The 13,520-nt window shown below is 67.8% G+C and carries 12 protein-coding genes; 5 read left to right on the top strand and 7 right to left on the bottom strand.

Annotated features, from left to right (window positions below; translation table 11 throughout):
• Positions 1-12 precede the first annotated feature (12 nt).
• From Q0W90_RS02205 to Q0W90_RS02190, 4 genes are read right to left on the bottom strand one after another with little or no spacing between them, the layout of a single operon-like run.
• Positions 13-948 (bottom strand): acyl-CoA dehydrogenase family protein, encoded by a 936-nt coding sequence (locus Q0W90_RS02205; RefSeq protein WP_297595854.1) that lies wholly within the window; start codon positions 946-948, stop codon positions 13-15.
• Positions 945-2,102 carry an acyl-CoA dehydrogenase family protein gene (locus tag Q0W90_RS02200; RefSeq protein WP_297595857.1) on the bottom strand — a complete coding sequence of 386 codons (1,158 nt, stop codon included), beginning with the start codon at positions 2,100-2,102 and terminating at the stop codon, positions 945-947. Before Q0W90_RS02200 ends, Q0W90_RS02205 begins: the two co-directional genes overlap by 4 nt.
• Positions 2,099-3,205 carry an acyl-CoA dehydrogenase family protein gene (locus tag Q0W90_RS02195; RefSeq protein WP_297595859.1) on the bottom strand — a complete coding sequence of 369 codons (1,107 nt, stop codon included), beginning with the start codon at positions 3,203-3,205 and terminating at the stop codon, positions 2,099-2,101. The genes Q0W90_RS02200 and Q0W90_RS02195 overlap by 4 nt, the downstream gene beginning before the upstream one ends.
• Positions 3,206-3,254: 49 nt before the next feature.
• Positions 3,255-4,334: an acyl-CoA dehydrogenase family protein gene (locus Q0W90_RS02190; protein ID WP_297772936.1), complete on the bottom strand. Its 1,080-nt coding sequence runs from the start codon at positions 4,332-4,334 to the stop codon at positions 3,255-3,257.
• A 76-nt stretch (positions 4,335-4,410) separates the two neighbouring features.
• Between Q0W90_RS02190 and Q0W90_RS02185 the strand changes: the two genes are divergently transcribed.
• Positions 4,411-5,280 carry an LLM class flavin-dependent oxidoreductase gene (locus Q0W90_RS02185; RefSeq protein ID WP_297772934.1) on the top strand — a complete coding sequence of 290 codons (870 nt, stop codon included), beginning with the start codon at positions 4,411-4,413 and terminating at the stop codon, positions 5,278-5,280.
• Between the two features lie 3 nt (positions 5,281-5,283).
• Here Q0W90_RS02185 and Q0W90_RS02180 read toward each other — a convergent pair whose 3' ends face one another.
• Together Q0W90_RS02180 and Q0W90_RS02175 are read right to left on the bottom strand one after the other, a co-directional pair.
• A complete protein-coding gene (locus Q0W90_RS02180) occupies positions 5,284-6,000 on the bottom strand; it encodes an SDR family oxidoreductase (RefSeq protein ID WP_297595865.1) in 717 nt (238 codons plus the stop codon).
• A gap of 19 nt (positions 6,001-6,019) precedes the next feature.
• On the bottom strand, positions 6,020-6,841 hold the full coding sequence (locus Q0W90_RS02175; protein ID WP_297595867.1) for an FCD domain-containing protein: 822 nt from the start codon (positions 6,839-6,841) through the stop codon (positions 6,020-6,022).
• Positions 6,842-6,935: 94 nt separating this feature from the next.
• On the opposite strand from Q0W90_RS02175, the gene Q0W90_RS02170 reads away from it, so the two are divergent.
• Both Q0W90_RS02170 and Q0W90_RS02165 read left to right on the top strand, forming a co-directional pair.
• Positions 6,936-9,350 carry a CoA transferase gene (locus tag Q0W90_RS02170; protein ID WP_297698662.1) on the top strand — a complete coding sequence of 805 codons (2,415 nt, stop codon included), beginning with the start codon at positions 6,936-6,938 and terminating at the stop codon, positions 9,348-9,350.
• 18 nt (positions 9,351-9,368) lie between these two features.
• Positions 9,369-9,560: a ferredoxin gene (locus Q0W90_RS02165; protein WP_066866641.1), complete on the top strand. Its 192-nt coding sequence runs from the start codon at positions 9,369-9,371 to the stop codon at positions 9,558-9,560.
• Between the two features lie 18 nt (positions 9,561-9,578).
• Here Q0W90_RS02165 and Q0W90_RS02160 read toward each other — a convergent pair whose 3' ends face one another.
• Positions 9,579-10,835: a cytochrome P450 gene (locus Q0W90_RS02160; protein WP_297772931.1), complete on the bottom strand. Its 1,257-nt coding sequence runs from the start codon at positions 10,833-10,835 to the stop codon at positions 9,579-9,581.
• 111 nt (positions 10,836-10,946) lie between these two features.
• Here Q0W90_RS02160 and Q0W90_RS02155 point away from each other — a divergent pair, with 111 nt between their 5' ends.
• Together Q0W90_RS02155 and Q0W90_RS02150 are read left to right on the top strand one after the other, a co-directional pair.
• A complete protein-coding gene (locus Q0W90_RS02155) occupies positions 10,947-12,074 on the top strand; it encodes a Rieske 2Fe-2S domain-containing protein (RefSeq protein ID WP_297698666.1) in 1,128 nt (375 codons plus the stop codon).
• Positions 12,074-13,520: AMP-binding protein (locus tag Q0W90_RS02150; RefSeq protein WP_297772927.1), on the top strand; the 1,447-nt coding region annotated here is incomplete at its 3' end. The genes Q0W90_RS02155 and Q0W90_RS02150, both read left to right, overlap by 1 nt.

The following is a 13,520-nucleotide window of genomic DNA, read 5'->3' as shown; positions in this document are numbered from 1 at the left end:
CACCGGGACGGCTCATACCGATACCGGCTCGCTGAACAGCGTTTCCAGCGACCCGTCCGACACGCTGGGGATCAGGCGCAGGGCGAGTTCCTCGGTGCCCAGCGGCAGCCGGATCAGCGGTTGGGTGTGCCGGTCGAGCACGCTGACGTCGGACTCGTCGCAGAAACCCAGGGCTCCCAGTAACTGGTGGGAGGTGCGCATCACCTGCCGTGCGGTGTCGGTGGCCTTGAGCCGAAGCACCAGGGCGTCCGCCGAATGGATCTGCGCCGGCAGTGATTCCGGTCGGCAGATCGTGTATTTCGCGAGTTCATGGAGTCCGCGGACCGCGACGGCGGCATCCGCGACGGCGAACCTGACGGCCTGGAAGTCCGCGAGGGGCTTACCGAACTGAATCCGGGCGCGCACATGGTCGGTCACGATGCGCAACGACTGCTGCACCGCTCCCAGAATCCGCCATGATCCCAGCACAAGATGAAGGTTAACGTCGGCGGCTCCGACGCTGCCCTCGGGTGCGCTCAGGGCGGCCGGAACCAGGAACGGCCCCAGCTTGGCTCCGGTCCGCGCCCCCGGCCGCGGCCGGTACCGATTGCCATCCAGGTCCGCGGCGATCCAGTCACCGGCCAAGTCGCCGTGGTCGATGCGCGGGGCTTTCGGATCCACCAGGGCCAGGCGGGCGCCGTCGATCGCCAGTAGCTCCTCCACCAGTGGATAGGGCAGCACGGTGGCGCCGGCGGCCTGGCACAGCACCGCGGCGGCCAGCAGATCATCGGGCGCCGAGCGCACGTCGAGTTCGAACGCCCCCACCTCGTTCAACGCGGTACGGGCCGCGTCGCGGACGGTGTCGTCGGACTCGGCGCGCAGCGCGGCCGGCGGCCCACCCAATTTGCTCAGCCGCTTGGTGGCGACAGCGGCGAATTCGCTGATGTCTTGCGGCAGATCGGTTTTCACCGGCTTGCTCCTAACACGTCTCGGGCCACCAGCATCTTCTGCACTTCGATGGTGCCCGATGCCACGGTGGCTGCCTGTGCGTAACGCCAATGGTCTTCGATCGCCCCGTGCAGCGGTGCGGAACTGCCACTGTCCAGCGCCGTGGGGCCCAGCACGTCGAACAGCAGCTCGGCGACCTGTTGATCGAGGGTCGTCGTGACGATGCGGGCGGCGCTGGCGGCCGCGCCCGCCGCCGCATCGTCCTGTAGTGACACGGCGCGATAGGCCAGCAGCCGGGCGACGCGTAGGTCGACGAGCGCCCGCACCCACCGGGTGCGAATCGTTTCGGGCAGCTCATCCCACTCGTCGCCGAGCTGGCTGCGCATGCGTTCGAGCAGCGACTCGCACCGCGCGTACCGAGCGATGCCCACCCGCTCGAAAGCCAGCGCTTCGCGCATCACTCGCCATCCGTCGCCGACCTCGCCGAGCACATCGCCGGGAATCGCCTGCACGTCGTCCAGGAACATCTCGTTGAGGTGGTGCGGTCCCAGCATTGACGGGATGGGCCGGACGGTGAAGCCGGGGCGGTCCATCGGGATCAGAAACAGGGTGAGCCGCTTGTGTTTTGGGGCGTCGGGGTCGGTGCACGCCGCCAGGACGCACCAGGACGCCATCAGCGCATACGACGTCCACACCTTCTGCCCGGTGATGCGCCATCCGTCACCGTCGGCAACGGCGCGGGTACGCAACGACACCAGGTCCGTTCCCGCCTCCGGCTCCGAAAAGCCCTGGCACCAGATCACATCCCCCGCGGCGATGGCCGCCAGGTGCTTGGCCTTCTGTTCCTCGGTCCCGTAGCGCATCAGCGCCGGCCCGACCCAGTTGATCCCCATGTACTGCGGGCCGCGCGGCTCGTGTTGGGCCCACATCTCCTCGCGCAGCACCGTCTGCTGCCAGACCGAACCCCCGCCGCCGCCATGCTCTTTCGGCCATGCCAGCGCCAGCAGCCCCTCGGTGGCCAGCAGTTTGCAGAACGTCTCGGTGGTGGCGAGGTCCTGCGGGTTTTCGGTGCAGGCGCCGAGGAAGTCGGCGGGGATGTGGTTGGCCACCAGCTCGCGCAGGTGGCTTCGCAGTTGTCCGGCGTCGTCGCCGAGGTCGTAATCCATCGTGCTCATCCCTTCGGCAGTCCGAGCAGCCGCTCGGCGATGATGTTGCGCTGCACTTCCGACGTGCCGCCGTAGATGGTCGAGGCCAGCGCGTCCTGACGTTCGAACAGCAGATCCGGATCCGCGGCCGACTCCGGGCCCGCCGCGGCCGCACCGAGTTCCCAAACACGCTGCAACGTAAGCGATCCGAGCAGCTTCATGATGTCGGCTTCCGGGCTGGGCCGCCCCGCCAGCTCGTTGCCCAGCGCGCGGTATCCGGTGGCCCGCAACGCTTCGGCGTCGGCGAGCAGCGAGCCGAGCTCGGTGTAGACGTCGTCTCCCGAGACGCCGGCGCCGGCGGCGCGCACCGCGTCGAGTCCGCGTTTGATCTCGACCCAGTTCATGATCCAGATCATCTGGCGTTCATGCTGCAGCGACGACAAGGCGACATGCCACCCGCCGTTGAGCGGCCCCAGCAGGTTGTCGGCCGGCACCTCGACGTCGTCGAGGAAGACCTCACAGAACGTCTCGTCGGAGATCGACGCCATGCGGATGGGCTCGATCCTGACCCCGGGCGCGTGCAGATCCAGAATCAGGCATGAGATGCCGCGGTGTTTCGGCGCATCGGGATCCGTGCGGGCGTACAGGGTGCACCATCGCGACTCGTGGGCCTGGGTGGTCCAGGTCTTGTGGCCGTTGACCCGGTACACGTCCCCATCACGTTCGGCGCGCGTGCGCAGCCCCGCGAAATCCGACCCGGCTTCGGGTTCGGACATCCCCAGCGCCCACCACTCGTCACCGCGGAGCAGTGGAACGAGCAGGCGCTCGATTTGGGCGGCGGTGCCGAACTGACGAATGCCCGGCGCGGCGACGTTGGGGCCGGCGATATTGGGCAGCTTGGGCGCCGAGCGCAGCGCGGCCTCGAGCCGGACCTCCATGGCGTCGCGCAAACCCAGGGACCGGCCGCCGTGCTCGCGGGGCCACGTCGGCTGGATCCACCCGGCCTCGAAGGCGGCCCGCTGGTAATCGCGCCGCAGACCCAGGTCCCACCGGTACTGCCGATACTTCTCGTAGTAGTCGTCGGGCAAAAACTGCACCAACCACGCACCGAACTCCTCAACGACTGCGGTCACCGGCACCGCACCTCCTGATCGCTGCGCTCTGCATCGTCGCCGGTGCGGCTCACGCTGCGCCCCCGCAGAATCGGCGGGCGACCTCGTGGTAGAGCGCGCGACTGTCGCCCAGCAGCGCGGCGCCCTGCCAGGCGCGCCGGACATAGAGGTGCACGTCGTGCTCCCAGGTCTGTCCGAGCGCGCCGTGCACCTGGACCGCGGTGCGCGCACAACCGGCGGCCGCGTCACCGGCCGCCGCTTTGGCGAGGGCGGCGGAGTTCCAGGCGTCGCCAGGTGAGGCCGCCGGATCGGCGAGCGCGGCCGCCGCCGCATAGGTGAGGCTGCGGGCGCGTTCCAGGCTGACGTAGTTGTCGGCCAGCGCGTGCTTGATTCCCTGGAAGGCGCCGATCGGTTGACCGAACTGGCGCCGCGACTTCGCGTGCTCGACGGAGCGGTGCAACGCGGCGCGCGCCACGCCCACCAGGTCAGCGGCGCACGCTATCCACGGCGCCGCGAATGCCGATTCGATGTCGATGCTGGCGACGGCCACCGGCTCGGCATCGACATCGATGCCGGCCACCGGCTGCGCCGGGTCGGTGGATTCCGCCGCCGGCAGCACCGCCACCCCGTCGCCGCAATGCGCGACCGCCGCCACGGTGTCCCCGTCGTCGGTGCGGGCCAGCGTGACGACCAGCTCGGCGCGCGACAGGTTGGGGACCGCGACGGCCCGGCCGCGCAGGCGTCCGTCACGCAGGGTCATCGGCGCCCCGGGCAGTCGCGACCCGGGCGCGTGGACGGCCAGGGTGGCGACGGCTCCACCGGCAATGTCGGTGAGGACCGAATCGAGCCCGGTGCCGCGCAGCACCCCCGCGGCCAGACCGACGCTGCTCAGCAACGGGATTGGCGCGATGACGGCGCCGCATTCCTCGAGGACCACGGCAAGCTCGACCGGCCCGTAGTCGCCGGCCCCGTCCTGCAAGGGGGCGGCGAGCTCGGTCCAGCCGAGATCGACGACGGTCTTCCACAGGGCACGCCAGCGCTCCGGATCCGTGATCGCTTGACGGGCGGCCCCAGGCGGGCACTCCGCACGTAATATGTCGCGTACGGCGTCGCGCAGCGACAATTGTTCCGAGTTCAGCCCTACACCCATAAGACCTCTAACATAGTAAAGATAATAAACTAGCCCCGCCGGTGCAATCGCGCCGAATCACACGCTTAGGTGGCGCATGGTCGAGTGGTATCTGTTCCTGCCGCAGGTCCGGCTGTCGGCGGCCGACATCGCGGAGCGGGCGCGCCATGCCGAGGCCAGTGGTTTCGACGGCATCGCGTTCATCGATCACCTTGAGGCGCCCGGACTGCCCGACGAAAGCATCTGGGAGGCAATGGGGATTGCCACTTGGGTAGCCGCCAAGACGGAGCGGCTGCGGATCGGGCACCTGGTGCTCTGCGACGCGTTCCGGCATCCCGCGGTGCTCGCCAAACAGGCCGTCACCCTGTCGGAGGCGTCCGGCGGCAGATTCGAGCTGGGGCTCGGGGCGGGATCCTGGCCCTCGGAATTCGCCAGATTCGATGTCGGCCAGCAGGATCCGAAAGCCAGGGTCGATCAGCTCGGCCGCCACCTGAAACTGCTCAGGCAGTACTGGGGCGATGGGACGGGGGAGGCCGAGCACGCCGAGTCGGCGCCGCAAGCTCCGCGACGCTCGCACCCGATACCGCTGGTTTTGGGTGGGAGCGGGCCCCGGATGATGGAACTCGTTCGCAGGTACGCGGATTGGTGGAACCTGCCGGCGCATCAGCTCGACAAGCTGCCGACGCTGACCGGGGCCGCGGGGGCGGCCCGATTGTCGATCCAGCAGATGGTGGGCTTTGTTCGGTCGGGCAGCGATCCCGACACCGTGCGCGAGGTGAGCATGCGTCGATTCGGCAACCTGGGATCGGGACTGATCTGCGGGGATGCCGACGAGCTGGTCGGGCACTTCACCGGACTGGCCGGCCAGGGGGTCGAGCGGTTCTACGTCTGGTTCGCCGACTTCGCCGCGCCGGACTCCCTGCGCGAGTTCGGCGAATCGGTGATCAAGCCGTTCCCGGCACCGTAGGCGTCAATCCCGTTGCGCGCGGCGGCGGGCCTCGGTGGGCACGACCGGCGGTCGTGCGAACGGCCCCCGCTCCACCGCGGACAAGCGGATCTCCGGCAAGTCGACCGATGGGTCAACGGTATCCAGCCACACGACCGCCTCGGCGACATCGGATACCGCGATCGCGTACATCTCAAAGGGAACGTCCTGCAGCATCTCGGTGGCCACCGGGCCCGGCGTGACGATATGCACGCTGATGCCGTCGCGATCGACTTCGAGCGCCAGGGCCCGCGCGAACGCGTTCATGCCGGCCTTCGAGGCGGAGTAGGCGGTGCGGGCGGGCATCGGCTCGTGTGCTGCCGAGGAGGAGATGAACACCAGCCGCGAGCCCGCCTTCATCCTGGGCAGCACAGCGGATGTCACCACGAAGCACGAATCCAGGTTGGCCGACATGATGGCCCGCCACTGCTCGAACGTCTGCTTGCGAGCGTAGGTTCCGCCGAGTGCCCCCGCCGCGTGGACGACGAGGTCGATCGTCTCCAATGCGCTTATCGCGGCGGGGAATCCGGCCGGATCGGAGGCGTCGGCCACCAGGTGCCGCGCGCCGATCTCCTCGGCGGCGGCGCGCAACGGGTCTTCGCGGCGCGCGGAGAGCACCACGTCGTAACCACGCTCAACCAGCTTGCGGGCGCACCCTTTTCCGATCCCGCCGCTGCCACCGGTGACCAATGCGGTTCGCATGACCGTTGCAGGCCGCCCTTCAGGAGTGCCGAATATCCCGCGGCCGCGAAAAGGCCTGCGGGGACAGCGCATAGATGCGTTGATCGTGCTGACCGGACAGGACGTAGGTCTGCGTGTCGGCGAGATGACGGCCGGCGATACGACGGGCGCGGTCGACGTTGCCCTCCGCGATGGTCTCGGTCAGCTTGATGTGCGTGTTGAGCACCGCGCGGCGCTGAGCAAGCGAGGGGTAGGTGCCACGCGACGCGCTCTCGTCGGCCCACTGCCGTTCGTGACTGGTCCACAGCGTCTCCAAGCTGCCCACCACCGCGATGATCGTGTGATTGCCGCACCCGCGGACAACGAGATCGTGGAATTCCCGACCGATTTCGGTGCACCGGCGGCCGTCTTCGAGGTGTTCGGCCATCGACTCGTTGATCCGCGTGAGCTCGGGCACCAGGGTGCTCGCCCGGTCCGGGCGGCGGGCGGCCAAGGCGGCGCAGGCGGGCTCGAGTTCCTGCAGCGCCATGCCGAGATCGACAAGCTCAACGGACTCGCTCTGCAGCAACAGGCCGAGCATGTAGGCGGCGCTGGTCTTCGCCGGGGCGTGAACGACGGCACCACCGCGGTTGCCCCGCCGCACCGAAACCAGCCCCTCGGTTTCCAGGATCCGCAAGGCCTCGCGCAGCGACACCAAACTCACGTTGAACTGTTCGACGAGCACCTCTTGGCGCGGCAGGAGATCACCATCGGCGAGGTCGCCGTCGATGATCTGACGGCGCAACTCGTCGGCTACGATTTCGGCGATCCGCGGCGCCGACAACCGGCGCCGGGCGTCGGGGCCAATTCCCAAGGCGGTCATCCGATCCTCGAAACACATGCAACTCGCTGGCTTAGCTATTTTAGCAGTAATGATATAAATAGCTTCTCTGATCGCGTGTCGATCGGAAGGACGGGTGCAATTGAGCGAGCGGTCCGAAAGCCGGCCGACACCGCTACACGATTTGCGTGTCGTCGAGATCAGTGACCGGATAGCGGGCAGCTACTGCGGGAAGCTGCTGCTCGACGCCGGCGCGCAGGTGTGCAAAATCGAACCACCGCAAGGGGATTGGCTGCGGCGATATTCCGCCAGTGGTTCGCCGGTTGCCGAAAGCGACAGCGCGCCGTTTTTCAGTTACCTCAACGCGGGCAAGCGCAGCATGACGATCGCCCCCGGCGCCCAAGGTTCGGCGCGATTTCACGCCACGCTGGCCGCCGCCGACGTCGTCGTCGTCACCGCCGGCCCGGCGCAGGCCGCGCGGCTGGGCATCGACCCGCGGCAACTGCTGGAGCACTCGCCGCGGGCGGTCGTCGTCACGATCTCCGATTTCGGCTGGACCGGACCCTACGCGGACCGGGCGGCCAGCGAGTTCACCCTGCAGGCGTGGGCGGGCTCACCCGGCTTCCGGGGCGATCCCGCCGGCCCGCCGATTTCCATCGGCGGCGATCTGGGCGAGTACATGGGCGGCGTGTTCGCGGCGTTCGGGGCGTTGGCCGTGCGCCGCCGCGTCGAGCATGGCGGACCCGGCGAGCACCTTGACCTGTCCATGCTGGAAGCGCTCACCACGATGCAGAGCAGCGAATGGTTGCATTCGCAGCTGCTGCGCGTTCCGCCGATCCGCCGCACCACCGAGGTGCCATCGATCGAACCCGTCAAGGACGGCTACGTCGGGATCACCATGGTCACCGGTCAGCAGTGGCTCGACTTCGTCGCGATGGTCGGATGCCCGCAATTGGAGGAGATCGAACAGCTGCGGTTTCAAATCGGCCGATGGCAATACCGCGATTTGATCCGCGAACAGATCCATCCCTGGCTGGCCGAACGGACCGTCGCCGAAATCGTCGAGCTCGGGCAACTTTTCCGGCTGCCGATCGCCGCGCTGGGCAACGGCTCCACCATCCGGGAGCTGGAATACGTGCGCCAGCGCGAGGTCTTCGCCCACAACCCGGCCGGTTTCCACCAGCCCCGTCCGCCCTGGCTGATGTCGGCCTGCGCGCCCGCACGCGTGCGCGAAACGCCGGTCCTCGGTGAGGCCGATGACGAATCCCCGTGGAGCCGTGAGGAATCCGAAGCCGAACCGGCGCGCGACGGGTTACCGCTGGCCGGTGTCCGCATCATCGACCTGACCGCCTTCTGGGCCGGGCCCGCCGCAACCCATCTGCTGGCGGCGTTCGGCGCCGACGTCGTCAAGATCGAATCGATCCAGCGCCCCGACGGCATCCGCTATTCGGGCGGCATGCGCAACGACGTGGACGACTGGTGGGAGTACGGCTGGGTGTTCCACGCGATGAACACCAACAAGCGTTCGGTCACTCTGGATTTGGGCTCCGAGCAGGGCCGCCGCCTGTTCACCGAACTGGTCGCCGGCGCCGACGTCGTGATCGAAAACTTCTCGCCGCGGGTGATGGACCACTTCGGCCTCACCGCCGATGTGCTGCTCGGGGTCAACCCCAAACTGGTGTTCGCCAGGATGCCCGCATTCGGCGTCGAGGGTCCCTGGCGCGATCGGGTCGGGTTCGCCCCCACCATGGAGCAGATCGCCGGCCTGGCCTGGGTGACCGGACTGCCGGACGCGCCGCCGGTGACCCCACGCGGAGCCTGCGATCCGCTGGCCGGCGTGCACGCCGCGTTCGCCGTGCTGGCCGCGCTGAACTTCGCCGAACGCACCGGGCGCGGTCAGCTGGTCGAACTGCCGATGCTCGAAACGGTGCTCAACGCCACCGCGATCCAGGCGATCGAGTCCGAAGTCTTCGGCGTCACGCTGAGCCGTCGGGGCAACCGCGGTCACGGGTCGGCGATCCAGAACATCTACCGCTGCGCCGCCCACGGCGACAAGGACGACGACTGGATCGCGGTGACCGTTCGTGACGACGCGCAATGGCGCGCGCTGCTCGACCTGATGGGCCGGCCCGCGTGGGGCGAGGACGAGGCGCTGTCCACCGTCGCCGGGCGTCAGAAACGAGCCGACGACATCGATGCCCGGCTGGCGGACTGGTTCGTCTCGCAGCCACGTGAATCGACGGTGGAACTCCTGGCCGGCGCGGGAATTCCCGCGGCGCCGGTGGTGTCACCGTCGCTGGTCACCGACAATCCGCAACTGCGCGAGCGCGGGTTTTTCGAAGCGCTGCATCATGCGAGTACCGGACTCGGCCTCTACCCGTGCCCGCCGTTCGCCCTCCTCGCCGGTCAGGACCACTGGCTGCTGCGGCCGCCACCGAAGCTGGGCGAGCACAATGAAGAGATCCTGCGCGATCGGTGCGGGCTGACCGACGAAGAACTGACACGCCTTGCGACCAGCGGGGTGATCGGGACCCGGCCCAAGGGTCTCTAGAGAAGTGGAGGGCATCCGATGCGAGTGACGGTCGACGAAAACCTGTGTGAGGCCAACGGCTTCTGCGAATCGCTGGCGCCGGAAGTATTCGAGTTGGGCGACGAGGACGTGGTGCAGATCGCGGACGGCCCGGTGCCGCCCCGCCTGGAAATCGATGTGCGCGCCGCGGTGGACCAGTGCCCCAAGGCCGCGCTGCGGCTGGTCGACTGACACGGGCGCTGTCGCGAATCAGACCGAGCGCCGCTCGGTCAGCTTTATGGCCAGCTCGTCGTAGATCGACATGTTGGTGGTCAGATTGGGATGGGCCACCTTGGCCGGGCCGACCTCGATGTCATCGCAGCGCAGCAGCAGTTCGTCGAGCACAGCGCGCAGTTCCGCCCGGGCCAGCATCGCGCCGAGGCAATGATGCGGTCCGCCGCCCCCGAACGCCACGTGGGGGTTGGGCTGTCGGGCGATGTCAAAAGTAAACGGTGACTCGAAGACCTCCTCGTCGCGGTTGGCCGAGCGAAGGGTCGACACCACGCGTTCGCCCTTGGCGATGTGCAGGCCATCCATCTCGACGTCCACCTTTGCAGTGCGCGTCCAATACGCCACCGGCGACGCCCAGCGCAACACCTCCTCGACGGCGCCGGCCCGCAGGTCCTCCCGCTCGCGATACCGCTCGATCTGCTCGGGATTGGCGACGAACGCCTGTAACCCGATGGCCAGTGCGTTCTTGGTGGTGTCGCTGCCGGCAAACGCCAGCACGAAGAAGAAGAACTCGAGTTCGTTTTCGGGCAGGCTGAACTGCTCGCCGTCGTCGCCGGTGATCACCGCCGTCGCGAGCGTGCTCCAGATGTCTTCTGTGGGATTGCGCCGCTTTTCGGCGGTGAGCTTCATCGCGTATTCGAAGACCGAGCCAAAGAGCTCGAGTTCCACCTGACCGCTCGGGCCCGCCTCGGGCGCAAGCGCCTTCAGGATGCGGTCGAAGATGTCGAATATTCGTGGCCGGTCCTCCTCCGGGATGCCGATGATGTCGCCGATGACCGACATCGGCAACGCGTCGGCGACATCATCGATCCAGTCCCCGCCACCCTGCGCGAGCAGGCCGTCGATCATCCGCGCCGCACGCGCCCGGATACCGTTCTCCAGCTTGGCGATCGCGCGCGGATTGAAGGCGTTGGAGATCAGTTTTCGGCGCTTATTCAGGTCCGGCGGGTCCAACGTGATGATCGTCGGGAATGACGAGAACATGGCGACCGGCTGAATGAGTGGGCCGTCGGCCGCGGTGAACGACTCGGTATCGCGATGCAGGCGGACCGTGTGCCGGTGTTTGGTTGCCACCCAGAATTCGCGCGGCGCACCCCCGGAAAACAGCCTGGCGACGCCCGGCGTCAGGTCGTGCCGGAAGAGCGGCCTGCTGCGTCGCAGCTCGGCGAACAGGTCGTCGGGAAAGCCGTTGCACCACAAGGATAAATCGGACAAGTCGACTGCCGTAGCCGTCATCACCGAACCCCGTTCTGTCGGACACACACCATAAGGCGGCGAGCGCCGCGTTGACGTTCTATGCTTAAGATAGTAAAAATAGAGCTAGTCGTCGAACCCTCGGGAGTGCTGGTGACGGATACAATTTCGGACTCGGCCCCGGAGTCGGCCGAGGATCCCTCGGAACGAGAGTTCGGGCAGGGCGGCATCGCGTTGTCGACCTACCGTTTCCCGACGGGCTGGTTCATCGTTGCGTTCGGCTCCGACCTGGCTCCCGGGCAGGTCAAACGCGCGCACTACTTCGGTGAGGAGTTGGTGCTGTTCCGCACCGAGTCCGGCCAGGTCCACGTGATGGACGCCTACTGCCAGCACCTCGGTGCCAACCTCGCCGTCGGCGGCACCGTGGAGGGCGAGAACATCGTCTGCCCCTGGCACGGTTGGCACTGGCGCGGCGACGGCAGCAACGCGCTGATTCCCTACAGCAAGATCGGGTGCAAAAACAACGTCCGCATCCGGACCTATCCCAGCATGGAGTGGTACGGGTTCGTCCTGGCCTGGCACGAGCGGCACGGGCGGGCGCCCTACTGGCAGCCGCCGGTGCTGCCCGAACTGGAGACCGACGAGTACTACCCCCTGCATCCGCACACCCAGATGCTCAACCGGGTCAAGGTGCACCCGCAGATGATCATCGAGAACGCCGCTGACCCGTACCACGTTCAGTACGTGCACAAGGCCGCCAATCCGGCCACCACCGCGTCGTTCGAGGTGGCCGGCTATCACCTGCACGCGACGGTCAACGCCCATTTCGGCGGGGGCCGGGCGCAGACGTGGCTGACCCCGAACGGACCGGTCGACGCCAAGATCATCTACGACAACTACTCGTTGGGGCTGGGCGTGGTGCGATTCCCCAGCGAACTGGTGGCCACCGTTCAGGTCACCGGCCAGACACCGGTCGACGAGGACTACACCGACTACTTCTACACCCAGGCTTCCGTGCGTGAACCGGGCGACACCGGTGACGTGCCCACCGGACGCGCCGCCCGGTTCCTCGGGCTTCAGCAAGAAGTCATCAAGCAGGACTTCTTCACGTGGGAGAACATGAAGTATTTGGAGAAGCCGAATCTGGCTCCCGAAGAGGCGCATGATTACGCGGCCCTTCGCCGCTGGGCGCACCGCTTCTATCCCGGGACGCAGCCGTCGCCGTCCGATTTCGGCTACACCGCCGACGGCGCGCCCGACCCGGCGGCCGCGAAAGCCTGATGCCCGGGCCCGCCGAATTCGGTGTCGACAGTTTCACCGTGCCGGCCGTGCTGGATCGGCGGGCCGAGCAGTATCCCGACCGGGTGATGATGTCGATCGCGGGTGTGGACGTGACCTTCGAGCAGATGCGGCGACGGTCCCGCGCGGCGGCAAACATGTTGGCCGGCTTGGGCGTCGGCCGCGGTGATTGCGTGGCGTTGTTCACCGCCACCTGTCCGGAATGGGTCTACCTCTGGCTGGGCGCGGCGCGCATCGGCGCGGTGAGCGCCGCGATCAATGCCGCGAACAAGGGTGAGTTCCTGCTGCACACGCTTCGGCTGTCGCGGGCCAAGGTGATCCTCACCGATGCCGAGCGGCGGCACCGCGTCGACGAGGTCGTCGGCCGACTGGACACGGTGACCGACATTGTGGTGCAGGATGATTCACTCGCCGAAGTGTTGTGCAGCACTCCCGACCACCCGGTGAGCGATAGCCCCGCCGGGGTGGCGGACGTGGGGGTGCTGTTCTACACATCGGGCACGACCGGCCCGTCGAAAGCGGTCGCCACCACATGGCATTATCTGTTCACGGTGGCCGCCACCGCCTCTTCGGCGTGGGGCTTCGGCCCGGGGGAGGTGCTGTGGACGGCGATGCCGCTCTTCCATTTGAGCGCCGCGCCTAGCGTGCTGGCGCCGATGCTGGTCGGTGGAACCACCGTGTTGGCGAAGGCCTTTCACCCCGGCCAGGTGTGGGATGAGATCCGCGCCCACGGGGCCGTCGGTTTCGCCGGCGCCGGCGCGATGGTGTCGATGTTGCAGAACCTGCCCGCGGATCCCCGTGACGCGCAGCTGCCGCTGCGGTTCATCTCCGCCGCGCCCATCGACGCGGGCTCCTACCGCGACATCGAAAAGCGCTACGGCTGCCGCATCGTCACGATGTACGGGTTGACCGAGGCATTCCCGATCGCCCTCAAGGCCGTGGCCGACGAGGGCGTACCCGGGACCTCCGGCCGGCCGAATCCCGATTTCGACGTGCGCATCCTCGACGAGGGTGGCAATCCGCTGCCGGCCGGCACCGTCGGGGAGATCGCCTGCCGGCCCACGTCGCCGCACGTGATGAGCGAAGGCTATGTGAGTCAGGGTCTGCGGGTAGATCCGCACCCGGAGTGGTTCCGCACCGGCGATCTGGGTCGTCTCGATGCCGATCAGAACCTGACCTATGTGGACCGCGTCAAAGACTCGTTGCGCCGGCGCGGCGAAAACGTCTCCTCGGTCGAGGTGGAGACCGTCGTCATGCGCCACCCCGCCGTGGCCGAAGCCGCGGCCGTCGGGGTGCCCAGCGAGTTGGGTGAAGACGACATCCTGTTGGTCGTGACGTTGCGTCCCGGGGCCGCCCTGGATTGCGCGGAGCTGCTCGATTTCTGCGCGGACCGGATGCCGTACTTCTGTGTGCCGCGGTTCGTCGAGG

This window comes from Mycobacterium sp. (assembly GCF_025933915.1).
In the GTDB taxonomy this organism is placed as follows: domain Bacteria; phylum Actinomycetota; class Actinomycetes; order Mycobacteriales; family Mycobacteriaceae; genus Mycobacterium.
The sequence above is the reverse complement of the archived record's forward strand: the minus strand, read 5'-3'. Positions and strand labels throughout refer to the sequence as shown.